This is a genomic window from Ancylobacter gelatini, from assembly GCF_022601675.1.
Taxonomy (GTDB): Bacteria; Pseudomonadota; Alphaproteobacteria; order Rhizobiales; family Xanthobacteraceae; genus Ancylobacter; species Ancylobacter gelatini.
In genome coordinates this window covers 185,995-209,667 of record NZ_JAKVIL010000003.1, presented here as the reverse complement: position 1 = coordinate 209,667, position 23,673 = coordinate 185,995, and the positions used below count along the sequence as shown (strand labels likewise).

The following is a 23,673-nucleotide window of genomic DNA, read 5'->3' as shown; positions in this document are numbered from 1 at the left end:
ACCATGCTCACACTGTTCGACATGCCGGACTCCGGCAACAGCTACAAGGTGCGCCTCGCCGCCGCCCATCTGGGCGTGCCGCTGATGCGCGTCACCATGTCCTCGCGCGACGGCTCGACCCGCGCGCCCGACTTCCTCGCCCGCAACCCGATCGGCAAGCTGCCGACACTCGGGCTGGAGGATGGCCGCTACCTCGCCGAATCCAACGCCATCATGCTGTTCCTCGCCGAGGGCCGCGATGAGGCGGGCATACGGCTGATGCCGGCCGACAGCTATGATCGCGCCAAGATGTATGAATGGCTGTTCTTCGAACAGTACAGCCACGAGCCGGCCATCGCCGTGCGCCGGGCGCTGTTCATCTATGAGGAGCGCCGCGCGCTGGCGACGCCGGAGCGGCTGGTGCAGCTTCTGGACGCGGGAAACCGGGCGTTGACCGTGATGGAGAGCCGGCTATCTGCCCATGACTGGCTGGCGGGAGACGCGTTGAGCCTCGCCGATATCGCGCTCTACGCCTACACCCACACGGCGGAGGAAGGCGGCTACGATCTTGGCGGCTACACGGGAATCACGGCCTGGCTCAGCCGGATGGCAGCGCAGCCCGGCCATGTGGCGCTGACGGACTGACCGCGCCGGAGCAACGAAAAGGCCGCCCCAAAAGGAGCGGCCTTCGCCGAAGTCGGATCATGGACGATCAGAGATTGGCGGCCTTCTTGACCGCGTCCTTGGCTTCGCCCTTGGCCTGCTGGGCTTCGCCCTTCAGCTCCTGGACCTTGCCTTCGGCTTCCATCTTCTTGGAGCCGGTCATCTTGCCGACGCCCTGCTTCACGTTGCCGGCCGCCTCGTTGGCGAGGCCCTTGGCCTTATCCGCTGCGCTACCCATCGTGATTGTTCTCCGTATCAACCCGCGACACGCGGGGTTGCCGGGATAACGCGCAGAGCGGCGGGCGGTTCGACCGCGAGGCGGAATTTATTCCAGATACTCCAATACCTTGACCATGACGCTCGGAAACGCCTCGGCCGCGAATCCGTTCCGCGCCACCCAGCGCGTGCCGGCCGGGGCCGGCGTCGTGGCCGGCACATCCGCCCGCCATACCGACAGTTCCAGCGCGAAATGGCTGAACACGTGGCGCACCGTGCTGTTGAGCGCGCGCCAGCTTGCCGGCAGCGGGACATGGGCCGCCGGGTCGCCCGGCCGCTCGCTCTCCCAAGGCGTGGACGGCACCTCGCTCATGCCGCCGAGCAGGCCGGACAGAGCGCGCGTGCGCACCAGCACGGCGCCATCGGCACGCACCGCGAGAAACGCCACGCCGTGCCGGGTCGGGCGCGCCGTCTTCGCGGCCTTCACCGGATAACCGTCCGTCCGGCCTGCGGCGTGGGCGGCGCAGCTGTCGCGGAACGGGCACAGGATGCAGGCCGGCTTGCGCGGGGTGCAGACCGTGGCGCCGAGATCCATCATGGCCTGCGCGAAATCGCCATGGCGCGCCGAGGGCAGCAGGGTCTGCGCCAGCGCCCGCAGGACCGGGCGCGCCTTGGGCAGCGGCTCCTCCACCGCGAACAGCCGCGAGACCACGCGCTCCCAATTGCCGTCCACCGGCGCGGCGCGCTGGTCGAAGGCGATCGAGGCGATCGCCGCCGCGGTGTAGGGCCCGATGCCCGGCAAGGCGAGCAGCGCCGCCTCCTCGCGCGGGAACTGCCCGCCATGACGCTCCACCACGGCGCGGGCGCAGGCGTGCAGGTTGCGAGCGCGGGCGTAATAACCGAGCCCGGCCCAGGCCGAGAGCACCTCTTCCAGCGGCGCCGCCGCCAGCGCCTCCACGCTCGGCCAGCGCGCGAGGAAGGCGGCATAATAGGGCTGGACCGTCACCACCGTGGTCTGCTGGAGCATGATTTCCGACAGGAACACGCGATAGGGGTGCTGCCGCTCGCCCGGCGCGGCGCGCCACGGCAGCGTGCGCCGGTGCCGGTCGTACCAGGCCAGCAGGTCGGCCGCTCGCGGCGCCGGCAGAACGGACTCCGGCACCGCGACCGGCGCGCGCTCGCGCCGGCGGCCCCGTGCTGCTAGTCTGGCGGCGGCAGGCATGTCGATCCTCGCTTTTCCGGCGCCTAACCTGTGCGCGGGACCGGCTGGGGGCAAGGGTGCGCCGGCCGCTTCAAGGGACTGTCCACGACATGAGCCAACGCCCGGCCTCCCGCCGCTCCACGCCCCGGCCGCTCGCCGACCTGATCGACGGCGCGATCGCCGAGAGCTGCCGGCAGCGCGGCATCGCCTCCGTGGAGATCGTGACACGCTGGGCCGACATCGTGGGCGAGACGCTGGCGGCGCGGGCGCTGCCGATCAAGCTGGCCTGGCCGGCGCGCGCGCAGGCCGAGGAGCCGGGCGTGCTGCATGTGCGGGTCGAGGGCGGCTATGCCATCGAGCTCCAGCACGAGGCGCCGCTGGTCATCGAGCGGGTCAACCAGTATTTCGGCTGGCGCTGCATCGGGCGGCTGGCGCTCCGGCAGGGCCCGGTGGCAGCGATCCGCACCAAGACCCGCCGCTTCATCGAACCGGACGCCGGCGAATGCGCGCAGGTGGCAGACCGGCTCGGCGACTTCGAGAATGCCGAGCTCGCCGCCGCGCTTGCACGGCTCGGCGCGCTGGTGGCGCGTGAGCGCCGCAAGGTGCGCGACGAGCCTCCCGCCACCGGCCAGACCCGCATGCCGGGGCGCGGCGACTTCACGCAGCGGTGACAATGGTTCGCCATGCCCTACCGTTGCCATGTTCGCGCGGTGCCTGTACGCGCTAGACGCGAATGCCGGCAGCGATGATCGACCGGCCCTTAATTGGAGACTGTCCATGATCGATCGCCGCCGCTTCCTCGAAGGGATGGGCGCCGCCGCCCTCACGGCCGCCGCGCTGGTGGCGCTTGCCGGCCCGGGCGGTCTCGGCCTCGACCGGCTGTCCTTCATCGGTCAGGCGGAAGCCCAGACCGTGGACGCCGCCAAGCTGATGTCCCCCGGCCCGCTGCCGGACATCGTGCTCGGCAAGGCCGACGCCCCGGTGACCATCGTCGAATATGCCTCGATGACCTGCGGCCACTGCGCGCATTTCCACACCACGACCTATCCGGTGCTGAAGGAAAAATACATCGACACCGGCAAGGTGAAGCTGATCCTGCGCGAGTTCCCGCTCGACATCGTGGCCAAGGCCGCCTTCATGCTGGCGCGCTGCGCGGGCGACGACAAATATTACCCGATGGTGACCACGCTGTTCGAGAACCAGAAGAACTGGGCGTTCAGCAACAATCCGGCACAGGCACTGATGGCGATCGCCAAGCAGAGCGGCATGACCGAGCAGCAGTTCAATGCCTGCCTGAGCGACACCAAGCTCGCCGGCGAGATCGACGAGAGCGCCAAGCGCGGCGCGCAGGATTTCGGCGTCGATTCCACCCCGACCTTCTTTATCAACGGCAAGAAGATTCCCGGTGCCATGAGCCCCGAGGACCTCGACAAGGAACTCGCCCCGCTGCTGGCGAACTGACGGCGCGGCCGCCCCGGATCATCGGGGAGGCGATGACGATGCCGGGCGCGCAGGCCGAAAGGCCGGCGCGCCCATGTCGTTTCTGGCGTGCGCGGGCCGTGGGTCGCAGCTTGCGCCGGGCCCCGTCACCCCTCCCCGGCCTCAGTCCGGCAGGCTGATGCGTCCGTCGGCGCCGAGCGCGAAGCCGGGATTGTGCGCGATTTCCCAGGCATGGCCGTCCAGGTCGGCGACATAGCCGGAATAGCCGCCCCAGAAGGTCGGTTGCGCCGGGCGCAGCGCGCGGCCTCCGGCAGCCACCGCGCGGATCAGCGTGGTGTCTACCTCGGCACGGCTGGCGCGGTTGCAGGCGAGCGCTATGCCGCCAAAGGCGCCGGGCCGGCCGTCCAGCACCCCGGCATCGGCGGCCAGTTCATGGCGCGGATAGAGCGAGAGCACGACGCCACCCGCCATGAAGAACGCGGCACCGGTCGCGCCCTTGACCTTCCGCTCCAGCCCCAGCGCCTCGTAGAAGGCGACCGCGCGCGCAAGATCGCTCACGCCCAGCGTGACCAGCGAGAGGTGGAGGGGCGCCAAAGCCCGCACGGCGGGCGCGGTGCCGGGCTGTTTCGCCTCGGTGGTTGACGACATCAGGCTTCCTCTCCGAAAAGCGATAATTGCTGCCCCGGCTGGGCGGGGCGGCGGAAATGGCGCGTGGTCAGCCGATGGGCGCGCTTGTTGAAGCTGAGCCGCTCCACGGCGATTTCGAAACGCCGCGCCATGGTCCAGGCATAGGGACCCGAGCCGGTCATGCGCTGGCCGAAGGCGGCGTCATATTCCTTGCCGCCGTGCAGTTCCTTCACCAGCGACAGTACATGCCGGTAGCGGTCCGGGAAATGCGCCAGCAGCCATTCCTTGAACAGATCGCGGATTTCCAGCGGCAGGCGCAGCATGACATAGCCGGCCTCGCTCGCCCCCGCGCTCGCCGCCGCGTCGAGAATGCGCTCCATCTCCGCATCGGTCACGGCGGGAATCACCGGCGCCACCAGCACCGCCGCCGGCACGCCGGCTTCCGACAGGCGACGCAGCGTGTCGATGCGGCGCATGGGGGTGGCCGCACGCGGCTCCATCAGCCGCGCCAGCTTGTGGTCGAGCGTGGTGACCGAGAGCGCCACCTTGACGAGGCCCCGCTCGGCCATGGGCGCGAGAATGTCGAGGTCGCGCAGCACCAGCGACGATTTGGTGACGATGCCGACCGGATGACCGAAATCGCGCAGCACTTCCAGAATGCGCCGCGTCAGCCGCCATTCCTTCTCGATGGGCTGGTAGGCGTCGGTATTGATGCCGAGCGCGATGGTGCGCGGCTCATAGCTCGCCTTGGACAGTTCCTTGGCCAGAAGCTCCGGGGCATCGGGCTTGGCGAACAGCCGGGTCTCGAAATCCAGCCCCGCCGACAGCCCCTGATAGGAATGGGTCGGCCGCGCGAAGCAATACACGCAGCCATGCTCGCAGCCGCGATAGGGATTGATCGAGCGGTCGAAGCCGACATCCGGCGACTGGTTGCGATTGATGATGGTGCGGGCGCGCTCCACCGTCACGCTGGCACTGAACGGCGGCAGGTCCTCAAGGCTCTGCCAGCCATCGTCGAAGCTTTCGCGCGCATGCGGCTCGAAGCGGCCAGGCGCATTGGAGAGCGCCCCGCGCCCGCGCCGGCGTTCCGCCTCGATGACGGGCAGGCTCACCGCCATCTCGCCCTCGAGATGCGGGTCCGGCTCGGCGGCCCGCCTGGCCTCCATGGCCTCGCGCTCGCGGCTCTCGCGCCGCTCCTGTGCCAGCCGGCCGAGATGCCGGGGCGGCACGGGAGCGCCGGGTTCATGGGCGGTGAGAGTGGGGCTGCGTCGTTCCATCGGCCATTTTTAATCCGCACACGAGAACATATCAAGAACATATGTCGAAATGCGGCACAGCCCGCTATACGTCGCGGAACCTGTGCGATAGGCAGGTTTCAGGTCAGGGGAAACGGCTTTCCGGGCGCTGGACGGCCGGATATCGAGGGGTGGCTGAACGCGTGATCTCTGTGGTGATTCCCACGCGCGAGAGCGACAATCTCCTGATTCCGGTCCTGGCTTCCCTGGTTCCCGGCGCCGCCGCGGGCATTGTCCGCGAAGTGCTTCTGGTCGATTCCGAGGCGCCGGCGAATTCACGCATTTCCGAGATCGCCGACGCCGCCGGCTGCGAATATCTGCACGGCCCGGCTGATATCGGCGCGCGGCTGCGGCTGGGAGCCGGCGCGGCGCGGGCGCACTGGCTGCTGTTCATCAGCCCGGCAGGCCTGCTTCAGGAGGGCTGGGCGCGCGAGGTGCGCGGCTTCACCGATCAGGCCGAGCGCACCGCGAGCGTCAGCCGGCGCGCGGCGACATTCCGGCTGGCGCTGGACGGGTTCGGCGTCAAGCCGCGGCTGCGCGAAGCCACGGCGGTGGCGCGCCACGCGCTGATCGGCCGCTCCAAGCCCGAGCAGGGCCTGCTGATCCACCGCCAGTTCTATGAGGCGCTCGGCGGCCACGAGGCCGGTGCCCATGCCGCCCGCCGGCTGGTCGCCCGTGTCGGGCGCGGCCGGCTGGTGCTTCTGCGCTCGCAAATGCTGCTGCCGGAGGGCTGAGGACGCCGTTCAGACGCTCGCGCCCTTGGCCTTTTCGCGCTTCAGGTGCTCGTCGAGGCGCGGCAGGATTTCCACGAAGTTGCAGGGCCGATGCCGGATGTCGAGCTGGTGGACGAGGATCTCGTCCCAGCCGTCGCGACAGGCGCCCGGAGAGCCGGGCAGGCAGAAGATATAGGTGGCGTTGGCCACGCCGGCCGTGGCGCGGCTCTGCAGGGTCGAGGTGCCGATCTTGCCGAACGACACCATGTGAAACACGGTCGAGAAGCCTTCCATGCGCTTCTCGAACAGCGGCTCCAGCGCTTCGGGCGTCACGTCGCGCCCGGTAAAGCCGGTGCCGCCGGTGGTGATCACGACATCAATCGCGGGATCGGCGATCCACGCGCCGACCTTCCCCCGTAGCGCCTCGATATCGTCGGGCACGATGTCGCGCGCGGCCAGCCGGTGGCCGGCCGCAATCACGCGCTCGGCCAGCGTGTTTCCGGAGCGGTCATCCGCCGGCGTGCGGGTGTCGGAGACGGTGAGCACGGCGATGGAGAGCGCGACGAAAGGGCGCTCGGCGATGGGAAGGCTCATCAGATGTTACCCTGGAAGGTGTTGCACTGGCGCATGTCACCGCTGTCCAGCCCGCGCTTGAACCAGCGCATGCGCTGCGCCGAGCTGCCGTGCGTGAAGCTGTCCGGCACGACATAGCCCTGCGACTGCTTCTGGAGCCGGTCGTCACCGATGGCGGAGGCGGCATTCAGCGCCTCCTCGATATCGCCATCCTCCAGAATCTGCCATTGCGCATCGGCATGATGCGCCCAGACGCCGGCGAGGCAGTCGGCCATCAGCTCGACGCTGACGGAGAGCTGGTTGGCCTCGGTGCGCGAAACCTGCCGCTGCATCTGCTGCACCTTGGCGAGAATGCCCATCTGGTTCTCGACATGGTGGCCGACCTCGTGGGCGATGACATAGGCGGCGGCGAAATCGCCCGGCGCCTTGAAGCGGCGTTTCATCTCTTCGAAGAAGCTGAGGTCGAGATAGACCTTCTCGTCGGCCGGGCAATAGAACGGCCCCATGGCGGACTGTGCCGCGCCGCAGGCCGAGCGGGTGGCGCCGGAGAACAGCACCATGCCGGGGTCCTGATAGGTCTTGCCCTGCGCCTTGAAGATCGGCGCCCACACATCCTCGGTCTGGGCGAGGACGGTGGCGGCGAACTGGCCCATCTGGTCCTGCGGGGCGCCGGTCTTGCCGGACGGGGCCTGCGACTGGCTCTGCGAGGAGCCGCCGTCGCCCATCAGGATTTCCGCGCCGCCGATCAGCACCGCGGGATTGATGCCCGTCGCCCAGGCGATCAGCCCGACCACGATCAGCCCGCCAATGCCGAGTCCGCCACGGCCGCCCGGCAGCCGTCCGCCACCACCACCGCCGCCCCGGCGATCCTCGACATTACCGCTGCGCCGGAAATCCTCCCACCGCATAGTCACCTCCCCAAGCCGCCGGCATTTCGGCAAGGCCGAACGCCACCATGGCAAATCCGCGCGACGCGCGCCATGGCGGCAATGCCGTGGGAGGCATCCGGTTCCCGACGCCCGCTGTCAAGCGGCGATGACGCCGGCCTCGCCGAGCCACTGCCGGGCGAGGTTCACATCGGCCTGTGACAGACCGTGGCCGACGGGAAGAACGCGATGGGTGACCTCGGCGCCGGCCTCGCTGAGCTGCGCGGCGAGACGGGCGGCGTTGTCGGCCGGCACGATCGGATCGGCGCTGCCCGAGAGCAGCAGCACCCGGCGGCCGGAGGCATCGGCCTTCGGCGGCACCTTGAACGGCACCATGGCGCGCAGCAGCACGGCGCCGGCCAGCGCTTCGGGGCGGCGCAGCAGCATCGCGGCGGCGATGTTGGCGCCGTTGGAGAAGCCGAGCGCGACCGGGGCCGGCAGGCCATAGGCCGCGCGGGCCTCGGCAATGAAATCGGCGAGTTCGTCGACGCGCGCCCGCACGTCATCCTCGTCGAACACGCCCTCGGCGAGACGGCGGAAGAAGCGCGGCATGCCGCCTTCCAGAACCTTGCCGCGCGGCGACAGCAGGGCCGCGCCCGGGGCCACCATGCGGCCGAGACCGAGAAGATCGTTCTCGTCGCCGCCGGTGCCGTGGAGCAGCAGGAGCGGCGCCAGGTTCGGCACGGTCGAGGGCTCGAAGCGATGCACGAAGGAAAGCTCGTTATTGGCCATGACAGCCTCCTGATCCATTTGAGAACGGGCGCCCCTTCCCCACGCGGGAGAAGGGGCGGACAGGTTCAGGCGATTTCCGGCAGCACCGCCTCGATGTCGGTGCGGCGCGGCTCAAGGAAGGACGGCAGCTTCAGCGCCCGGCCGAGTTCGGCCGGCAGTTCGTCAGCGGCGAAGCCGGGAACGTCGGTTGCGATCTCGAACAGGACATGGCCGGGCTCGCGGAAATAGACCGACCGGAAGTAATTGCGGTCCTTCTGCTCCGTGGTGCGGATGCCATGATTTTCCACGAGCTTCCTCACCATCTCCTCCTGCCCGGCATCGTCCGCCGCGCGGAAGGCGATGTGGTGCACCGAGCCGCCGCCCATGCGGGCCGGCAGGAAGCCGCCGGCGACATGGATGTCGACGATGGATCCGACCTCGTTGCCCTCGACCTTGAAGCGCACCAGCGAACCCTCGCGGCCGATCTCGGTGAAGCCGAAAATGTCGGTCAGGATGGCGCCGGTGGGCGCGGCATCGGCCAGCAGCAAATTCACCGAGTGGAAGCCGCGAATGCCATGCTCGGCCGGCACGTCCGTGCCGAGCCAGGCCGGCTCGTTCTCGGCACCCGCCACGCCGACAAGGGCGAGGCGCATGCCGTGCGGGTCCTTGAAGGAGAGCACGGTCTCGCCGAAGCGGCGCACGATGGCTTCATGGGGCACGCCTTTCTCGACAAAGCGGTGCGTCCAGTAGCCGATCGAATTGGCCGGCACGCGGAACGCGGTCTCCTGCGTCTCGCCGATGCCGAGACGGCCGGGCGCCACGTGATCCCACGGGAAGAAGGTGAGGATGGTGCCGGGCGAACCCGCCTCGTCGCCATAATAGAAATGATAGGTGCCGGGATCGTCGAAGTTCACGGTCTTCTTGACCAGCCGCAGGCCGAGCGTGCGGGAATAGAACTCGACGTTGCGGCGCGCATTGCCGGCGATCGCCGTCACATGATGAATGCCGTTGCGGTTCATGGTGTAGCCCTCCGATGGAGCGGTCGCTGCGCTCTTGCATGAGCCATAGATAGACCGGCACGAACGCAATGCCATCAAGTTTCTATTGCATTGACGCAATGTCTGCCGTGCTGCTATGACGTGACAGGGCGCCGGTGCTTCCGGCGACGCGGGAGGACAGCATGGCCGAACCGTTCAAATCGCTGGCGTGGGACGACTTCCGCCTGATCAAGGCCGTGGCCGATGCCAAGGGCCTGCCCGCCGCGGCCGCGCAGATCGGCGTCAACCATTCCACCGTGTTCCGCCGGCTCAAGCAGATCGAGGACGCGCTCGGCAATCCGCTGTTCGAACGCCACCGCACCGGCTATGCGCTCACCCCCGCCGGCGAGGAACTGGTGGCGCTGGCCAACCGGCTGGACGAGGAGATCACCACGGTCGGGCGCAAGCTCGCCGGACGCGAGCCGGCCCCTTCGGGCGAGTTGCGCGTGACCACGCCGGACTCGCTGCTGATCGAGATGCTGATGCCGATGCTGGCCGCGTTCCGCGAGCGCTACCCGGAAGTGCGGCTCGACATCGTGCTGAGCAACCAGCCGCTCAACCTGTCCAAGCGCGATGCCGATGTCGCGATCCGCGCCACCGACAGCCCGCCGGAGAACCTCGTGGGCCGGCGTGTCGCCCGCATCAACTGGGCGCTCTACGGGCGCGGGAGCGACTTTCCCAATCCCGGCGAGGTCGACAGCGAGGCGCTGAAGACCCACAACTGGATTTCGCTGGGCGACGGCATGGGCGCGCTTCAGGCGGTGAAATACGTGCAGGACCACATCGCGCCGGAGAAGGTGGTGTTCAAGGTCAACTCGGTGCTGGGGCTCGGCGAGGCGATCGAGGCCGGGCTCGGCATCGGGCACATACCCTGCCTCATGGGCGACGCCCGTCCCGCGCTGGTGCGCCTTGCCCCGCCGGTGAGCGAGTTCGCCGCCGATCTGTGGCTTCTCACCCACCCGGATCTGCGGCACTCGCCACGCGTGCGCGCCTTCCTCGATTTCCTCGCCGCCGAGATCGCCCGGCACCGGCGCTTCATAGAGGGCACGGGCGGGCTCGGCGAGGCGGCTCCGGCGCAGTGACGAGGCCGAACGTCGTGTCGATCAGGTGATGCCACACTGATCGGAAATGGCTCTAGGGCTTGATCTTCGCCAGCAGCTTGTCGCGCACGGCGATCAGGTCGAGCGTCAGGGCGTGCAGGTCGGCGCCCTCCTTCTCGATGCAGGTTCCCATCGCGCCCGGCAGGCACTCCGCCTGCTTGCGCAGCGCCTGCCCGTGATCCGTCAGGAAGATGCGGACCTGGCGTTCATCGAGCGAGTCGCGCACGCGGCGCACCAGGCCCGCGACCTCCATGCGCTTGAGCAGCGGGGTGAGCGTGTTGGTCTCCAGCAGCACCCGCTCGCCGAGCTGGCCGACGGTCAGCCCGTCGCCGCTCCACAGCGCGACCATCGCGACATATTGCGGATAGGTCAGCCCAAGCCGGTCGAGCATCGGTTTGTAGACGCGATTAAAGGCGTGATTGGTCGAATAGACCGCGAAGCAGAGAAAATTCTCGAGCCTGAACGCGATATCGTCGGCGCCGTCCTGGTCGGACATAAAGAACCTCTGACTTTTCCAGCAAACCGCCACCGCACCTGGGAGAGGTTTGCATCGCTCGCGACCCATCGACAAGCGGGATTATGCGTAACCGGCAGTCGGGCACCGCCGCTGCGCGCTATTTGAAGATGGGGCACGGCTCATTTATAGCAACAGCAACATGTTGCGCGCCTCGACCGCGCGCAGGGGCTGGGGGAAGACGTAGCGATGCCCGAGGCAACCGTGACCACGAAGCCGGAAAGCCCGGCCGGGGCGCATTCCGACATGAGCGCGACCGGCCGGCGCTCCACGCGCCTGAGGCTGCGTGCCGCCTGGATGTATTATGTCGAGGGGCTGACGCAGAGCGCCATCGCCGAGGCACTCGGCATCGGTCGCGTCACCGTGGTGCGCATGCTGGCCGATGCCCGCCAGTTCAACGAGGTCAAGATTTCGCTCTCGCGCGAGATCGCCGAGTTGCCGCGCCTCGAAATGGGATTGCAGAAGGCGTTCGGCCTGCGCGAGGCGGTGGTCGCCCCGCTCTCCGATCCCGCCGCCGACCCGACCGCCGCCATCGGCGCCGCCACCGGGCAGTTCATCTCCGACCTGATTCGCCCCGACATGAAGATCGGCTTCGGCTGGGGCCGCACGCTGATGCGCGCGCTCGGCTTCATCGACGAGAAGGCGGTCGCCAATCTCTCCGTGGTGTCGCTGCTGGGCGGCATCACCAAGGCCAAGCAGTACAACCCGTCCGAATTCGCCTGGCAGCTCTCGCGCCTGTTCCAGGCCGACTGCCATTTGATCGCCGCCCCCGCCATCGTCGACAGCCTGGAGACCAAGCGCGCGCTGATCGAGCGCTGCGGCCTCGCCCCGGTCTACAATCTCGCCCGCGAGATGGACGCGGTGGTGCTCAGCGTCGGCGAGATGACCGGGGACAGCACGTCGCTGCGCTTCGGCTTCTTCTCGGATGCGGACTGGGATTCGCTGGTGGCGGCCGGCGCGGTGGGCGACGTGATCTATAATTTCGTCGACATAGAGGGCCGCCTCATCGACCACCCGATCAACAGCCGGGTGATGTCGATCCCGATCGAGACGCTGCAGGCTGCGCCCGAGCGTATCCTCACCTCGGGCGGGCCCGGCAAGACGCAGGCGATCATCGGCGCGCTGCGCATGCTGCGACCAACGGCCTTCATCACCGACGAGGTGACGGCCGGCGCGGTGCTGAAGGCGGTCGGCGCGACCTATTGACCGGAACATCTGTCGCCCGGCCGACGTGCTTGGCTCTTTGCGTGGCGCCAAATGTCGAGTACCGAAGGACAGGGGGGACCGCGCAAGGGCGGCCGGTCGCCCCGGAATCGGCGGAAGGGTTGAGTTCATGCGCGGGGCAAGCGGCATTTCAGCGGTCGGATTCGGCGGCAACGGACTGGTGACGACGGGCCTCGCCGCCGAGCTGGAGCGCTGGACCGCACAGCACGGCCCGGTCACGATCGGGCTGGCAGGCGCCGGGCAGATGGGCACCGACCTCGTGGTGCAGGTGGCGCTGATGCCGGGCGTGCGCATCGGCGCGGTATCCGAGATCGACCCGCAGCTCGCCATCGACGCCGCGCTGATGGCCGGCCACGCGCGCGATTCCATCGTCTCAGCCTCGACCGCCCAAGCCATCGACCGCGCCATCGAGGCCGGCAAGATCGCCGTCACCGAGGATTATCACGCGCTGTGCGCCAGCGGCCATATCGACGTGGTGATCGACGCCACCGGCTCGCCGAACATCGGCACGCTGGTGTCGCTGGAGGCGATGCGGAACGGCAAGCATGTCGTCCTGCTCAGCGTCGAGGCCGACATCACGATTGGCCGCTTCCTCAAGCAGGAGGCCCGCAAGGCCGGCGTGGTGCTGACCGGCGCCGCCGGGGACGAGCCGGCCGCGACCGTGGAACTGATCGGCTTCGCCCAGTCGCTCGGTTTCGAGATCGTCTGCGCCGGCAAGGCCAAGAACAACGCCTTCAAGCCTGACGCCGTGCCCGACGAGTTCGCCGAGGAGGCGAAGGCGCGCAACATGAACCCGCGCATGCTGGTCGAGTTCGTCGACGGCTCCAAGACCATGGTGGAGATGACCGCGCTTGCCAACGCCACCGGCCTCGTGCCGGACGTGCCGGGCATGCACGGGCCGAAGGCCGACCGCGACGACCTCGCCCAGGTGCTGTGCACCAAGGAGGACGGTGGCATCCTCTCGCGCTCCGGCGTGGTCGACTTCACCCTCGGCAAGGGAGTGGCGCCCGGCGTGTTCTGCATCGTCAAGCCGCGCCACCCGCGCGTGCTCGAGCGCATGGCGGACCTCAAGGTCGGCCCCGGCCCCTGCTTCGCGCTGATCCGCCCCTATCACCTCACCAGCCTCGAAGTGCCGCTCTCGGCGGTGCGCGCGGTGCTGCACAAGCGCCCGGACATGGAGGTGCTGGACCATCCCGTGGCCGAGTGTACGGCGGTGGCCAAGCGCGACCTGAGGCCGGGCGATGTGCTCGGCAAGATCGGCGAATATGACTATCGCGGCTACACCATGGGTTGGCGCGACGCGCGCGACAGCTTCGCCTTGCCCCTCGGCCTCGCCGAGAAGGCGCGGGTGCTGAAGCCGGTGAAGGCGGGCGAGCCGCTGACCTATGAGAACTGCGCACCCGACGAGGCGCTGATCGTCACCCAGATGCGCCGCCGCCTCGACCAGGCCGACGCGCAATATCTGGCGGCGTGAGAACGCCGGCGGACGAGGGACGGGCCCGCGGCGCGGACGCTGAAGTCCACGCCGCACATGCCTCAAGCCGCCCGCGTGATCCCCGTCACACCGTCGAAGCGCCAGCGTGACGGGAGGCGGGCGGCGACGCCCTCACGCGTTCCCTGAGCCGGCGCCGGGGCTGGCGAGGCTGGTGAAATGGGCATCGGCGAGGCGCGCCTCGGCTTCCGCAAGCGCGTGCGAAAGCTGGCGGACCTGCTCCGGGCGCAGCACAAGCTGAAGCGCGGAAACCGGCTCGCCGGGCTTGGGCGCGGCGCCGATCTCAAGGCGCAGGCCCACCGCCTCCGCACCGAACAGCGCGGTGGTGAAGGCGTTCATCGGCCATACTTTGAGATGGCCGTTGGCATCCTTCTCCCAGTCGTCGAACACACCCTTGCGGATCGGATCGGTCATCGGCGTTCTCCTCATTGGCTGCGCGCGGCGAACCACGCGGGTTGACCGATCCATAGCATTGCCGGCGCGCCTTGGCATGCCGGATACACCGTGGGCGATGCGCATCCCCGGCGCCTCGCGGACGCCGCCGGAGCATTTCCCCCGACGGTTTCGTCTGGCCGATGGCCTCGATGGTCACACCCTGGCAAAGGCCGGTGAGAGCATCCCGAGACCTCCCGCGGGGCGGCAGCGTCAAGGCCGTCACCACGCGGTGTTGACCGTTGCGTTCCCGGCGCGGACGGGCCAAGGCTGGCAGAAGGATAAGGCTGGCAGCAGGAAAAGGCTTGCAGCATGGAACCCCGCCTGACCGCGCCCCCGCCGGACGACTGGATCGGCCCGCTCGACCGCGCGGACCGCACCGGCGGGCCGATCCATGCCCGGATCGTCGCGGCGCTGGAGGATGCGGTGGCGCGCGGCGTGCTGCGGCCCGGCGAGCGGCTGCCGACCCAGCGCGCGCTGGCCGGGCGGCTCGGCGTCGATCTCACCACCGTGACCCGCGCCTATAACGAGGCGCGCCATCGCGGCCTGATCGACGCGGTGACCGGGCGCGGCAGCTTCATCGCCGGCGGCGCGGCATTCTCCGCCCCGGCCATGGATCTCTCCATGAACATGCCGCCGCCGCCGCACGGCATGAAACTCGGCGAGCTGATCGAGCGCGGGCTCAGCGGGCTGTTGGCGCGCAGCAATGCCGATGTGCTGATGGCCTATCATGTCGGCCCCGGCGCTCCGCAGGACCGGCTGGCCGCCGCCCGCTGGCTGGAGCCGACGCTCGGGCCGGTCTCCACGTCGCGGCTGATGGTGCTGCCCGGCGCACAAGGCGCGCTCGCGAGCCTGCTCTCGCTGCTGACGCGGCCCGGCGACACGCTGCTGGCCGAGCGCGAAACCTATCCCGGCCTGATCGCGGCGGCGGCCAGGCTGGGCGTGAAGGTGGCGGGTGTCGCGTGCGATGGCGAGGGGCTGCGGCCCGACGCCCTGCTCGCCGCCTGTCATGCGGGGACGGCGCGGCTGCTCTATCTTCAGCCGGCGCTGCAGAACCCGACCACCGCCACCATGGGCGCGCAGCGGCGCGCGGAGATCGCCCGCATCGCGCGCGCCCGAAACCTCACAATGATCGAAGACGATCCCTACAGCCGGCTGATGGACGCGCCGCTGGCCGCCTTCGCGACGCTGCTGCCTGAGGCGACCTACCATGTCGCCACACTGGCGAAGACGCTGACACCGGGGCTGCGGACCGCCTATGTCGCCGTGCCGGAAGGCCAGACCACGGACGCGCTGGCGCAGGCGATGCGCGCGCTTGCCCTGATGCCGGCACCGCTGATGACCGCGCTAGCCACGCGCTGGATCAGCACCGGGACGGCGACCCACCTGCTCGGCGCAATCCGCCATGAGGCGCGGGCGCGGCAGGAGATGGCGCGCGCGCTGCTGCCGGAGGGCGCAATCGCCGCGCCCGAGGGGCTGCATGTCTGGCAGAAGCTGCCGGCGCACTGGGACCGGGGGAGGCTCACCGCGGCGGCACGACGGCGCGGGCTCGCGGTGACGCCGGCAGACGCGTTCTGCGTGGAAGGGACGCCGAGCCCCGCGCTCCGGCTCTCGCTCGGCGCGGTGGCCGACCGGGCACGCCTCGGCGAGGCGCTGGCCGCGCTTGCCGCTCTGATCGGCGGTACGGCGGACTGAAGCGGGGACGACTCAGGGTTTGGCGGCCGGCTCCGGGCTGCGCTCGATCGGGATCAGCCGGCCCTCTTCGGCCTTGTAGTAATACTGGCTCGCCACCAGCCAACCCTTGAGCGGGCGCAGCGGCGGGATGCAGGTCAGCAGCATCACCGGCAGGGTGGTCACCAGATGAACCCAGTACGGCGCCTGAAACGCCATCTCCAGCCACAGGCCGAACATCACCGAGGGAATGCACCCGAAGCAGATGACGAAGAACGCCGGGCCGTCCGCCGGATCGGCGAAGGAGAAATCCAGCCCGCAGGCCTCGCAGCGCGGCCTCAGCTTGAGGAAGCCGTCAAACAGCCGGCCCTCGCCGCAGCGTGGACAGCAGCCGCGAATGCCGCACTGGAAGGGCGTCAATGTGGGCCATTGCGGTTCGGACATGTCGGCCTCCTCCTACAGGTGCCGGCGGGCCACGCCCGCGACATCGCTGAGGTGGGCCTTGATGCATACAATGTCAATGATTGCAGCGAATTGTATGGACAACTCACTGCAATGCATGGAGGCCCCGCCGTCGGTTCCGGTGCGGTACCGGGAGGATGGCGTTAACCATTTCCCGGCATGGTGCTGTCAGCGAACACACGAGGCGATTCTACGAGCATGAGTTCCGTGATGAGTAACGTCATTCCCTTCCCCGCGCGGCCCCGGCAGGACGAGAGCGATCTCGACATCGATCTCGAGACCGCCGTCGACGTCGCGATCCGCGACCTGCGCGACCTGGCCGAGCGCCTGCGCGCCGATTCGGCCGGTCATGAGCAGGCGAAGGAATGTCTGTTGATGCTCGAACGCGCGCTCGACAATGCCCGCGCCTATGGCTGAACCGGCCGGGCGGGCCTACATCAGAAGGCTGTGCAGCAGATAAAGCCCGGCCTTCACGAAGGCCCAGATCACGCCGGACACCACGACCAGAGAGCCGATGGCCAGCGCGATGCCGGCCAGGATCCACAGCCCGTCACGCTCCAATATGCCGAGCGCGAACACGCAGATCGCCAGCGCCGGCAGCATGTTGCCGAGCGGGATCGGCAATACCAGCACCACCGCCAGCACGAAGCACAGCACACCGACCACATATTCGGATGGCGGATGTGCCAGCACGCCGAAACGCGGGCGCAGCAACCCCTCCGCCCGCGCCAGCCACGGCGTGGCACGCCCGACCAGGGCGGCAAAGTCCTTGCGAGCGATGGAACGGTTCGCGATCACCCGCGGCAGCCAGGGATCGCGCCCCAGAGCGAGTTGAAGCGTCAGGAAGATCAGCGGCGCGCCGAGCACGGCCGAGGTGCCGGGCGGGGTCGGCAGCACATTGGGCAGCGCGAAGATCAGCATCAGCGGCCCGAAGGCACGCTCCTTCATCACGCCGAGCAGATCTCCGACGCCGACGCGCTCGCGCCCTTCGTCATTGGCAATGCCGTTCAGAACATCGGAAAGGCGGACAGCCGCCTCATCCAACTCGGCCTCGCTGCCGGCGGCCTCGTTCGACGGAGTATCAAGGGACACGGTCGGCGTAACTCCTACGGCAGCATTGCTCATCGCGGCCGGCGGGGCGACCTTAGCCTTTTAGATAGGATCACAATGTGACGGTCGCCAGAAGCCGGCGCGCAAATCCGCCAAAGCCGCGGCGATCAGTCCCAGCTGGCGAGGAAGGCGCCGATCGCGATCAGCAGGATCAGCAGCGCGACGACCCAGTGCTTGGTTTCCCAGGAGCGCATGGAATTGATGGCGCCGTGCGGCTGGACGGGTTCGGTCGGCTTCTTGTGCTGGGCCACGGCGCATTCTCGCATTCGAGGTCGGTTCTTCCGCTAGGGCGGCTCCCCAAGGGTTTCCCCGTTCCGGGCGCGCCCGTCAACTCGCGTGTCCGTCCTTGGTTGATCAATTCGCGCAAAGCCTCTAACCAAGCCCCCTTTTCCCGAAAAGGAGGTCTCGACCCATGGCTTTTTGCGGCCTCGATTTCGGCACGTCCAACACGACGCTGGGCTATTATGGCGGCGAGGCACCCTGCCTCGCGCGCCTCGAAGACGGCAAGGACACCGTGCCCAGCGCGGTGTTCTACGGGCGCGACGGCGCGCTCACCATCGGCCGCGCGGCGATGGCGCTCTATGTCGGGGGCACTGACGGCCGACTGATGCGCAGCCTGAAATCGGTGCTCGGCAGCGCGCTGATCGACGAGAAAACCCAGATCGGCAAGCACCGCGTCGCCTTTCGCGAGGTGATCGGCGATTTCGTCCGCCAGGTGAAGCAGCGCGCCGAGGCGGATGCCGGGGCACAGCTGAACAAGGCTGTGCTCGGGCGCCCGGTGTTCTTCGTAGATGACGACATCGCAGCCAATGCCCGTGCCGAGGATGCACTGCGCGCCATCGCGCTCAAGGCCGGCTTTGCCGAGGTGTCGTGCCAGTTCGAGCCGATCGCCGCCGCGCTGGACTATGAGCAGCAGGTGCGCGCGGAAGAGACCGCGTTGATCGCCGACATCGGCGGCGGCACCTCCGATTTCTCCATCGTACGGCTCAGTGCCGAACGCCACCGCCGCACCGAGCGGGCCGACGACATTCTGGCCAATGACGGCGTGCGCATCGGCGGCACCGATTTCGACCGCCATCTGAGCCTCGGCACGCTGATGCCGCTGCTGGGTTATCGCAGCCCGATGAAGAAGCCCGGCCGCGATGTGCCGAGCGGCTATTTCCACGACCTCGCCACCTGGTCGAGCATCAACCGGCTCTACAACGCCAAGACCGTGCGCGAACTGCACGAGGTTCGCCGCGAGGCCGCGCAGCCGGAGCTGGTGAGCCGCCTCGTGCGGGTGATCGAGGAGCAGCGCGGCCACACCCTCGCCATGCAGGCGGAAGAGGCCAAGATCGCTCTGGCGGGAGAGCCGCAGGTCAGCGTCGATCTCGGGTGGCTGGAGGCGGGGCTTTCGGTCGGCATCACGGCGGACGAATTGGTGCACCACACACGGGCGCTGGCCGAGCGCATCGCCGCACGCATCGCCAATTGTCTCGATCAGGCCGGACTGAAGGCCGGCGATGTCGATGCGCTGTTCCTCACCGGCGGCTCGACCCGGCTCAAACATGTGCGCGCCGCCATCCTTGCCGCGCTCCCCGGCGCGCGCGTGGTGGAGGGCGACACCTTCGGCTCGGTCGGCACCGGCCTCGCCATCGAGGCCGCCCGGCGCTACGGGAACGTCATGGCGGCGTGAGCGGACGTCGCGACGCGGCGGCTCCCTCTCCGCGGCAGGAGAGGGCGCGCCCCCTGAACGCGTGCCCCTTACCCGTGGCGCAGGTGGAACGACTTCGGACGGGTCAGCATCTCGAAGCCGATGCGCGACAGCGAGGCGCCGCGGCCGGTCTCCTTCACCCCGGTCCAGGCAAGGCCCGGATCCAGATAGTCGCAGCGATTCATGAACACGGTTCCGGTCTCGACCTGACCACCCAATTCCTCCGCCGCCGCGCGATCGGCGGTCCAGATCGAGGCGGTGAGCCCGTAAATGCTGTCGTTCATCAACGCCACGGCCTCGGCGTCATCCTTCACCTTCATGATGCCGACCACCGGGCCGAAGCTCTCCTCGCGCATCACCGACATGGAATGGTCCACCCCGGTCAGCACCTGCGGGGCGAGATAGGGTGTGCCCTCGCGGTTCATCGGGAAGGCGCCCGCATCGATGTGCGCCTTCGCGCCCTTGGCCAGCGCCTCGGCCGTCTGGCGGCGGATCAGTTCGGCGAAGCGCTTCTGCGCCATCGGGCCGAGCGTGGTGCCCTCGTCCAGCGGATTGCCGAGCACATATTTGCCGGTGAGTGCCGAGAAGGCGTCAATGAAGCGGTCATAGAGCGCCTCGTGCACATAGATGCGCTCGATCCCGCAGCAGCACTGGCCGGCATTGTAGAAGGCGCCGTCGACGAGATTCTCGACCGTGAAGTCGAAATCGGCGTCGGCGCGCACATAGGCCGGGTCCTTGCCACCAAGCTCCAGCCCCATCGGCGTGAAGCTGCCGGCCGCGGCGCGCTCGATCGCCTTGCCGCCCTCGACCGAGCCGGTGAAGTTCACGAAATCGACGCTGCCGGAGGCGAGGATCTGCGAGGTCTGCTCATGGCTCAGCACGAGGTTGGCGAACAGGCCCTTCGGCAGGCCAGCCTTGTCCATCGCGGCCTGGAAGCGCTCGCCGACCAGGATGGTCTGTGCCGCGTGCTTCAGCAGCACGGCATTGCCGGCGATCAGCGCCGGCGCGATGGTGTTGACGGCGGTGAGATACGGGTAGTTCCACGGCGCGACCACAAAGACGATGCCGAGCGGGTCGCGGCGGACATAGCGGGTGAAGCCTTCGCGCGCATCGTGCGGGATCACCGGCTTCAGCGCGTCCTCGGCCATGTCGACGACATAGCGCACCCGCTCCTCAAAGCCGCCGAACTCGCCGCCATAGCGCACCGGGCGGCCCATCTGCCAGGCAAGCTCCGGCACGATTTCCGCGCTCATCGACAACATGGCGTCGAGAAAGCGCAGCACATGAGCGGCGCGCTCGCGCACCGGCACCCGGGCCCAGTCGGCCTGTGCCGCGCGCGCGCTCGTCAGCGCCGCGGCGATGGCCTCGCCGGAGGCCGCCGGCCGGCGCGCCAGCTCCGAACCGTCCACTGGGGAAATGCAGATGATGTCGCTCATGACGCCTCCTCGAACCCGGATCCGGATATAGCGCGCCACGCGTGCGGGCGTCCATCCGACGCGCTATGAGTGAGGCCGCCACGCCGCGACAGGCTGGCGGAGTTGGCGGCGGTTTACGCTCGGGCCACCCCATGCCGACACTCGGAAAACGCCCGGCGGGGTGGAGCGCATGCGGTGCAGCATGCAAAAACAGCAGGACCGATGACTGGACGGATTTGAGTACCACTACGGACGACAGACGAGGCGTAAGAGTGATAGGCGCCGGTTGCGGATGGCGGACTGATTGAGATGTTGCATTTGCAAGACAGCACAGACGGCTTGGGAAGCACCCGGGGCGACGACGCGGAAATGTTCGAGCTGGCGCCGATCTCGCTCTGGCTTGAGGACTACGCCGGGCTGAAGGCCCTGTTCGACGCCTGGCGACGAATCGGCGTGGTCTCGCTGCGCGACTTCCTGCGAGAGAACCCGGCCAAGGTGCAGGAATGCTCCGAGCAGATCCGCGTTCTGAAGGTGAACCGGCGCACCCTCGCGCTCTATGAGGCCGACAGCCTCGACCACCTCGTCGCCAATCTCGGCCGCGTGTTCCGGGCCGACATGCTGAAGACCTTCGTGGACGAGCTGTGCCAGCTCTGGGACGGTGCCACCAGCTTCAGCAGCCACACCGTGAACTACACGCTGGGCGGCCAGCGGCTCGACATCCAGCTCAAGGGCACCGTGCTGCCGGGCTACGAGACCACGCTCGGGCGCGTGCTGCTCTCGATCGAGGACGTGACCGAGCGCGAGACAATGCGGCGCCAGGCAAGCCGCGCCGAGGAATATGCCCGCGGCCTGTTCGAGCATTCGCCGGTTTCGCTGTGGGTCGAGGATTTTTCCAGCGTCAAGCAGCTCATCGACGAAGTGCGCCTGCGCGGCATCGTGGATTTCCGGGTCTTTACCGACGTGCATGCGGAATTCGTGCACCGCTGCCTGAGCGAAATCCGCGTCATCGACGTCAACCAGCACACGCTGGAGATGTTCGCCGCCCCCGACAAGGCCACGCTGATCTCCCGTATCGGCGACGTATTCCGCGAGGACATGCACCGGCATTTCCGCGAGCAGCTCGTCGATCTGTGGAACGACAAGCTCTTCCACAGCCGCGAGGTGGTGAACTATTCGCTGAACGGCGACGAGTTGCACGTCCATCTTCAGTTTTCGGTGCTGCCGGGCCATGAACACGACTGGTCGCTGGTGCAGATCGCCCTGACCGACATTACCGCGCGCAAGAAGGCTGAGGCCTATCTCGAATATCTCGGCAAGCACGACGTGCTGACCAAGCTATACAACCGATCCTTCTATGTCGACGAGTTGAACCGACTGGAGCGTAAGGGACCGTTCCCGGTCACCATCATCATGCTGGATCTCGACGACCTGAAGCAGGTCAACGACCAACTCGGCCACGCCGCCGGCGACGCGCTGCTGCGGCGTACCGGCGAGGTGCTGGCCAAGGCCGTGGACAAGCCGAATTGCGCTGCGCGCATCGGCGGCGACGAGTTCGCGCTGCTGCTGCCGGGCGTCGATGCCGAGGGCGGTCTCGCGGTGATGGAGAATATCGAGAAGCTGATCGCGCTGAACAACCAGTTCTACTCCGCCTCGACCCTCTCCGTGTCGGCCGGCATGGCGACCAGCGTGCCCGGCGAGCGGCTGGAGATGGTGGTCAAGCGGGCGGATTTCGAGATGTACCGGGACAAGCGCACCCAGCCGGCCGCCTCGCTTGCCCGCAGCTAGGGCGCGGGACGGCAAGGGCGTCAGTCGGCCGTGATTCCCCAGCGCGCCAGTTCCGCCGTGTGCACGAAGCACAGCTTGTTGCCTTCGGGATCCCGGCAATAGGCGGCGTAATAATCCGGCCCATAATGCGGGCGCAGGCCGGGCGCGCCTTCGTCGCGGCCGCCCTGATCGATCGCCGCCTGCCAGGCCGCTGCTGCCGCCGCCGGCGTGGGCGCGGCAAAGCTCACCTGCGTGCCATTGCCCCAGGTCGCGGGCAGACCGTTGAACGGCAGTTGCACGAAGAACTGCTGCCACGGCTTGCCGGGCACGATCCAGGTCGCGCCGGCCGCCCCGGTATCCTCATAGGTGAAGTCGCGCACCAGCCCGAGCGGCGCCAGCACCGCCGCGTAGAACGCCGTCATCCGCTCCAGATCGCGGGCCCCGACGATGATATGGCTGAACATGACACCCTCCCCGCGCCGCCGGCCCGATGCCGTCCCGCACGCGAAAGACCATGGCTGCCCGGCGTCGACAAGGGTCGACAACCGCCCATTTGCGGATTAAACCCGAGCCACGATTTACATGCACCCTCAGTTCTTCGCTGGGTTTCCACTTAGACGGTTTGTAAATGAGCAATCTGCATCGCGAACGGGTTCTTTCCGTCCATCACTGGACGGACAATCTCTTCACCTTCACCACCACGCGCGACCCCGCGCTGCGGTTCAAGAACGGCCAGTTCGTGATGATCGGGCTGGAGGTGGAGGGCAAGCCGCTGCTGCGCGCCTATTCCATCGCCAGCGCCAATTACGAGGAAACGCTGGAGTTCTTCTCGATCAAGGTGGCGAACGGCCCGCTGACATCCAAGCTTCAGCACCTCAAGGTCGGCGACGAGGTGATCGTCGGGCGCAAGCCGACGGGTACGCTGCTGGTGGACTATCTCGTCCCCGGCCGCCGCCTCTACCTGCTCGCCACGGGAACCGGGCTGGCGCCCTTCCTCAGCCTGATCAAGGACCCCGAGACCTACGAGAATTACGAGAAGGTCATCCTGGTCCACGGCGTGCGGACGGTGGGCGAACTCGCCTATCGCGAACTGATCGAGGAAGAGCTGCCGAGCAACGAGTTCTTCGGCGAGCTGGTGCTGGAAAAGCTGATCTATTACCCGACCGTGACCCGCGAGGAATTTCACAATCAGGGCCGCATCACCGACCTGATCACCTCGGGCAAGCTGTTCGCCGATCTCGGCCTGCCGCCCCTGGCCAAGGAAGACGACCGCGTGATGCTGTGCGGAAGCCCGCAACTGCTCGACGACATGCGCGTGATCCTCAAGGATCGCGGCTTCGAGGAAGGCTCGACCACCGAGCCGGGCGACTTCGTGATCGAGAAGGCATTCGTCGAGAAGTGAGGACGCGGCGAGG

The 23,673-nt window shown here is 68.2% G+C and carries 27 protein-coding genes; 12 read left to right on the top strand and 15 right to left on the bottom strand.

Going from position 1 to position 23,673, the window contains the following annotated elements; translation table 11 throughout:
- The first annotated feature begins 3 nt into the window (after positions 1 to 3).
- Positions 4 to 624, top strand: a complete 621-nt coding sequence (locus MKI84_RS07130) for a glutathione S-transferase family protein (RefSeq protein WP_241617943.1) — start codon at positions 4 to 6, stop codon at positions 622 to 624.
- A gap of 67 nt (positions 625 to 691) precedes the next feature.
- Here the strand turns inward: MKI84_RS07130 and MKI84_RS07125 are convergent, their stop codons facing one another.
- Together MKI84_RS07125 and mutY are read right to left on the bottom strand one after the other, a co-directional pair.
- Positions 692 to 880 (bottom strand): CsbD family protein, encoded by a 189-nt coding sequence (locus MKI84_RS07125; protein ID WP_241617941.1) that lies wholly within the window; start codon positions 878 to 880, stop codon positions 692 to 694.
- 87 nt (positions 881 to 967) lie between these two features.
- Positions 968 to 2,080 carry an A/G-specific adenine glycosylase gene (gene mutY / locus MKI84_RS07120; protein WP_241617939.1) on the bottom strand — a complete coding sequence of 371 codons (1,113 nt, stop codon included), beginning with the start codon at positions 2,078 to 2,080 and terminating at the stop codon, positions 968 to 970.
- Between the two features lie 89 nt (positions 2,081 to 2,169).
- Between mutY and MKI84_RS07115 the strand changes: the two genes are divergently transcribed.
- Both MKI84_RS07115 and MKI84_RS07110 read left to right on the top strand, forming a co-directional pair.
- Positions 2,170 to 2,730 carry a DUF721 domain-containing protein gene (locus MKI84_RS07115; protein WP_241617937.1) on the top strand — a complete coding sequence of 187 codons (561 nt, stop codon included), beginning with the start codon at positions 2,170 to 2,172 and terminating at the stop codon, positions 2,728 to 2,730.
- Between the two features lie 106 nt (positions 2,731 to 2,836).
- Positions 2,837 to 3,520, top strand: coding sequence for a DsbA family protein (locus tag MKI84_RS07110; RefSeq protein WP_241617935.1), 684 nt, complete (start codon positions 2,837 to 2,839; stop codon positions 3,518 to 3,520).
- A 141-nt stretch (positions 3,521 to 3,661) separates the two neighbouring features.
- Here MKI84_RS07110 and MKI84_RS07105 read toward each other — a convergent pair whose 3' ends face one another.
- A complete protein-coding gene (locus MKI84_RS07105; protein ID WP_241617933.1) occupies positions 3,662 to 4,147 on the bottom strand; it encodes a VOC family protein in 486 nt (161 codons plus the stop codon).
- Positions 4,147 to 5,244 carry a PA0069 family radical SAM protein gene (locus MKI84_RS07100; protein WP_241618389.1) on the bottom strand — a complete coding sequence of 366 codons (1,098 nt, stop codon included), beginning with the start codon at positions 5,242 to 5,244 and terminating at the stop codon, positions 4,147 to 4,149. The genes MKI84_RS07105 and MKI84_RS07100 overlap by 1 nt, the downstream gene beginning before the upstream one ends.
- Positions 5,245 to 5,552: 308 nt before the next feature.
- Here MKI84_RS07100 and MKI84_RS07095 point away from each other — a divergent pair, with 308 nt between their 5' ends.
- Positions 5,553 to 6,155, top strand: coding sequence for a glycosyltransferase family protein (locus tag MKI84_RS07095; protein WP_241617931.1), 603 nt, complete (start codon positions 5,553 to 5,555; stop codon positions 6,153 to 6,155).
- Positions 6,156 to 6,164: 9 nt separating this feature from the next.
- Here MKI84_RS07095 and moaB read toward each other — a convergent pair whose 3' ends face one another.
- The 4 genes from moaB to MKI84_RS07075 all read right to left on the bottom strand — a co-directional run bounded on the left by moaB (position 6,165) and on the right by MKI84_RS07075 (position 9,363).
- Positions 6,165 to 6,728, bottom strand: coding sequence for a molybdenum cofactor biosynthesis protein B (moaB, locus tag MKI84_RS07090; protein WP_241617929.1), 564 nt, complete (start codon positions 6,726 to 6,728; stop codon positions 6,165 to 6,167).
- Complete coding sequence (gene ypfJ / locus MKI84_RS07085; RefSeq protein WP_241617927.1) at positions 6,728 to 7,615, bottom strand: KPN_02809 family neutral zinc metallopeptidase; 888 nt, start codon at positions 7,613 to 7,615, stop codon at positions 6,728 to 6,730. The genes moaB and ypfJ overlap by 1 nt, the downstream gene beginning before the upstream one ends.
- Positions 7,616 to 7,732: 117 nt before the next feature.
- The gene (locus tag MKI84_RS07080; protein ID WP_241617925.1) at positions 7,733 to 8,365 is read right to left on the bottom strand and encodes an alpha/beta hydrolase; all 633 of its coding nucleotides are present in this window, start codon (positions 8,363 to 8,365) and stop codon (positions 7,733 to 7,735) included.
- Between the two features lie 65 nt (positions 8,366 to 8,430).
- Entirely contained in the window at positions 8,431 to 9,363 is a 933-nt protein-coding gene (locus MKI84_RS07075) for a ring-cleaving dioxygenase (protein ID WP_241617924.1), read from the bottom strand.
- Positions 9,364 to 9,524: 161 nt separating this feature from the next.
- Here MKI84_RS07075 and MKI84_RS07070 point away from each other — a divergent pair, with 161 nt between their 5' ends.
- The gene (locus MKI84_RS07070) at positions 9,525 to 10,463 is read left to right on the top strand and encodes a LysR family transcriptional regulator (protein WP_241617922.1); all 939 of its coding nucleotides are present in this window, start codon (positions 9,525 to 9,527) and stop codon (positions 10,461 to 10,463) included.
- A gap of 52 nt (positions 10,464 to 10,515) precedes the next feature.
- Here MKI84_RS07070 and MKI84_RS07065 read toward each other — a convergent pair whose 3' ends face one another.
- A complete protein-coding gene (locus MKI84_RS07065) occupies positions 10,516 to 10,977 on the bottom strand; it encodes a MarR family winged helix-turn-helix transcriptional regulator (RefSeq protein WP_241617920.1) in 462 nt (153 codons plus the stop codon).
- Positions 10,978 to 11,184: 207 nt separating this feature from the next.
- Between MKI84_RS07065 and MKI84_RS07060 the strand changes: the two genes are divergently transcribed.
- On the top strand, positions 11,185 to 12,201 hold the full coding sequence (locus MKI84_RS07060; RefSeq protein WP_241617918.1) for a sugar-binding transcriptional regulator: 1,017 nt from the start codon (positions 11,185 to 11,187) through the stop codon (positions 12,199 to 12,201).
- A 127-nt stretch (positions 12,202 to 12,328) separates the two neighbouring features.
- Positions 12,329 to 13,693 carry an NAD(P)H-dependent oxidoreductase gene (locus MKI84_RS07055; RefSeq protein ID WP_241617916.1) on the top strand — a complete coding sequence of 455 codons (1,365 nt, stop codon included), beginning with the start codon at positions 12,329 to 12,331 and terminating at the stop codon, positions 13,691 to 13,693.
- Between the two features lie 132 nt (positions 13,694 to 13,825).
- Here the strand turns inward: MKI84_RS07055 and MKI84_RS07050 are convergent, their stop codons facing one another.
- Positions 13,826 to 14,125, bottom strand: coding sequence for a hypothetical protein (locus MKI84_RS07050; RefSeq protein WP_241617915.1), 300 nt, complete (start codon positions 14,123 to 14,125; stop codon positions 13,826 to 13,828).
- Positions 14,126 to 14,455: 330 nt separating this feature from the next.
- Here MKI84_RS07050 and MKI84_RS07045 point away from each other — a divergent pair, with 330 nt between their 5' ends.
- Positions 14,456 to 15,838, top strand: coding sequence for an aminotransferase-like domain-containing protein (locus tag MKI84_RS07045; RefSeq protein ID WP_241617913.1), 1,383 nt, complete (start codon positions 14,456 to 14,458; stop codon positions 15,836 to 15,838).
- A 12-nt stretch (positions 15,839 to 15,850) separates the two neighbouring features.
- Here the strand turns inward: MKI84_RS07045 and MKI84_RS07040 are convergent, their stop codons facing one another.
- A complete protein-coding gene (locus MKI84_RS07040; RefSeq protein ID WP_241617911.1) occupies positions 15,851 to 16,258 on the bottom strand; it encodes a DUF983 domain-containing protein in 408 nt (135 codons plus the stop codon).
- 228 nt (positions 16,259 to 16,486) lie between these two features.
- Here MKI84_RS07040 and MKI84_RS07035 point away from each other — a divergent pair, with 228 nt between their 5' ends.
- Positions 16,487 to 16,693 carry a hypothetical protein gene (locus MKI84_RS07035; protein ID WP_241617910.1) on the top strand — a complete coding sequence of 69 codons (207 nt, stop codon included), beginning with the start codon at positions 16,487 to 16,489 and terminating at the stop codon, positions 16,691 to 16,693.
- A 15-nt stretch (positions 16,694 to 16,708) separates the two neighbouring features.
- Here MKI84_RS07035 and MKI84_RS07030 read toward each other — a convergent pair whose 3' ends face one another.
- Complete coding sequence (locus MKI84_RS07030; RefSeq protein WP_241617907.1) at positions 16,709 to 17,368, bottom strand: exopolysaccharide biosynthesis protein; 660 nt, start codon at positions 17,366 to 17,368, stop codon at positions 16,709 to 16,711.
- A gap of 125 nt (positions 17,369 to 17,493) precedes the next feature.
- The gene (locus tag MKI84_RS07025) at positions 17,494 to 17,637 is read right to left on the bottom strand and encodes a hypothetical protein (RefSeq protein ID WP_241617905.1); all 144 of its coding nucleotides are present in this window, start codon (positions 17,635 to 17,637) and stop codon (positions 17,494 to 17,496) included.
- Positions 17,638 to 17,798: 161 nt separating this feature from the next.
- Here MKI84_RS07025 and MKI84_RS07020 point away from each other — a divergent pair, with 161 nt between their 5' ends.
- Entirely contained in the window at positions 17,799 to 19,061 is a 1,263-nt protein-coding gene (locus MKI84_RS07020; RefSeq protein WP_241617903.1) for an Hsp70 family protein, read from the top strand.
- Between the two features lie 68 nt (positions 19,062 to 19,129).
- Here the strand turns inward: MKI84_RS07020 and MKI84_RS07015 are convergent, their stop codons facing one another.
- Positions 19,130 to 20,515: an aldehyde dehydrogenase family protein gene (locus MKI84_RS07015; RefSeq protein WP_241617900.1), complete on the bottom strand. Its 1,386-nt coding sequence runs from the start codon at positions 20,513 to 20,515 to the stop codon at positions 19,130 to 19,132.
- A gap of 348 nt (positions 20,516 to 20,863) precedes the next feature.
- On the opposite strand from MKI84_RS07015, the gene MKI84_RS07010 reads away from it, so the two are divergent.
- Positions 20,864 to 22,279 carry a sensor domain-containing diguanylate cyclase gene (locus MKI84_RS07010; protein WP_241617899.1) on the top strand — a complete coding sequence of 472 codons (1,416 nt, stop codon included), beginning with the start codon at positions 20,864 to 20,866 and terminating at the stop codon, positions 22,277 to 22,279.
- Positions 22,280 to 22,299: 20 nt separating this feature from the next.
- Here MKI84_RS07010 and MKI84_RS07005 read toward each other — a convergent pair whose 3' ends face one another.
- Positions 22,300 to 22,722: a VOC family protein gene (locus tag MKI84_RS07005; protein WP_241617897.1), complete on the bottom strand. Its 423-nt coding sequence runs from the start codon at positions 22,720 to 22,722 to the stop codon at positions 22,300 to 22,302.
- A gap of 164 nt (positions 22,723 to 22,886) precedes the next feature.
- Between MKI84_RS07005 and MKI84_RS07000 the strand changes: the two genes are divergently transcribed.
- The gene (locus MKI84_RS07000; protein ID WP_241617895.1) at positions 22,887 to 23,660 is read left to right on the top strand and encodes a ferredoxin--NADP reductase; all 774 of its coding nucleotides are present in this window, start codon (positions 22,887 to 22,889) and stop codon (positions 23,658 to 23,660) included.
- Positions 23,661 to 23,673: the final 13 nt, after the last annotated feature.

What these genes read in the sequence shown, in the direction of transcription:
- MKI84_RS07130 (WP_241617943.1), top strand. Translation starts at nt 4, where the DNA reads ATGCTCACACTGTTCGACATGCCGGACTCCGGCAACAGCTACAAGGTG.
- MKI84_RS07125 (WP_241617941.1), bottom strand. Translation starts at nt 880, where the DNA reads ATGGGTAGCGCAGCGGATAAGGCCAAGGGCCTCGCCAACGAGGCGGCC.
- mutY (WP_241617939.1), bottom strand. Translation starts at nt 2,080, where the DNA reads ATGCCTGCCGCCGCCAGACTAGCAGCACGGGGCCGCCGGCGCGAGCGC.
- MKI84_RS07115 (WP_241617937.1), top strand. Translation starts at nt 2,170, where the DNA reads ATGAGCCAACGCCCGGCCTCCCGCCGCTCCACGCCCCGGCCGCTCGCC.
- MKI84_RS07110 (WP_241617935.1), top strand. Translation starts at nt 2,837, where the DNA reads ATGATCGATCGCCGCCGCTTCCTCGAAGGGATGGGCGCCGCCGCCCTC.
- MKI84_RS07105 (WP_241617933.1), bottom strand. Translation starts at nt 4,147, where the DNA reads ATGTCGTCAACCACCGAGGCGAAACAGCCCGGCACCGCGCCCGCCGTG.
- MKI84_RS07100 (WP_241618389.1), bottom strand. Translation starts at nt 5,244, where the DNA reads ATGGCGGTGAGCCTGCCCGTCATCGAGGCGGAACGCCGGCGCGGGCGC.
- moaB (WP_241617929.1), bottom strand. Translation starts at nt 6,728, where the DNA reads ATGAGCCTTCCCATCGCCGAGCGCCCTTTCGTCGCGCTCTCCATCGCC.
- ypfJ (WP_241617927.1), bottom strand. Translation starts at nt 7,615, where the DNA reads ATGCGGTGGGAGGATTTCCGGCGCAGCGGTAATGTCGAGGATCGCCGG.
- MKI84_RS07080 (WP_241617925.1), bottom strand. Translation starts at nt 8,365, where the DNA reads ATGGCCAATAACGAGCTTTCCTTCGTGCATCGCTTCGAGCCCTCGACC.
- MKI84_RS07075 (WP_241617924.1), bottom strand. Translation starts at nt 9,363, where the DNA reads ATGAACCGCAACGGCATTCATCATGTGACGGCGATCGCCGGCAATGCG.
- MKI84_RS07070 (WP_241617922.1), top strand. Translation starts at nt 9,525, where the DNA reads ATGGCCGAACCGTTCAAATCGCTGGCGTGGGACGACTTCCGCCTGATC.
- MKI84_RS07065 (WP_241617920.1), bottom strand. Translation starts at nt 10,977, where the DNA reads ATGTCCGACCAGGACGGCGCCGACGATATCGCGTTCAGGCTCGAGAAT.
- MKI84_RS07060 (WP_241617918.1), top strand. Translation starts at nt 11,185, where the DNA reads ATGCCCGAGGCAACCGTGACCACGAAGCCGGAAAGCCCGGCCGGGGCG.
- MKI84_RS07055 (WP_241617916.1), top strand. Translation starts at nt 12,329, where the DNA reads ATGCGCGGGGCAAGCGGCATTTCAGCGGTCGGATTCGGCGGCAACGGA.
- MKI84_RS07050 (WP_241617915.1), bottom strand. Translation starts at nt 14,125, where the DNA reads ATGACCGATCCGATCCGCAAGGGTGTGTTCGACGACTGGGAGAAGGAT.
- MKI84_RS07045 (WP_241617913.1), top strand. Translation starts at nt 14,456, where the DNA reads ATGGAACCCCGCCTGACCGCGCCCCCGCCGGACGACTGGATCGGCCCG.
- MKI84_RS07040 (WP_241617911.1), bottom strand. Translation starts at nt 16,258, where the DNA reads ATGTCCGAACCGCAATGGCCCACATTGACGCCCTTCCAGTGCGGCATT.
- MKI84_RS07035 (WP_241617910.1), top strand. Translation starts at nt 16,487, where the DNA reads ATGAGTAACGTCATTCCCTTCCCCGCGCGGCCCCGGCAGGACGAGAGC.
- MKI84_RS07020 (WP_241617903.1), top strand. Translation starts at nt 17,799, where the DNA reads ATGGCTTTTTGCGGCCTCGATTTCGGCACGTCCAACACGACGCTGGGC.
- MKI84_RS07015 (WP_241617900.1), bottom strand. Translation starts at nt 20,515, where the DNA reads ATGAGCGACATCATCTGCATTTCCCCAGTGGACGGTTCGGAGCTGGCG.
- MKI84_RS07010 (WP_241617899.1), top strand. Translation starts at nt 20,864, where the DNA reads ATGTTCGAGCTGGCGCCGATCTCGCTCTGGCTTGAGGACTACGCCGGG.
- MKI84_RS07005 (WP_241617897.1), bottom strand. Translation starts at nt 22,722, where the DNA reads ATGTTCAGCCATATCATCGTCGGGGCCCGCGATCTGGAGCGGATGACG.
- MKI84_RS07000 (WP_241617895.1), top strand. Translation starts at nt 22,887, where the DNA reads ATGAGCAATCTGCATCGCGAACGGGTTCTTTCCGTCCATCACTGGACG.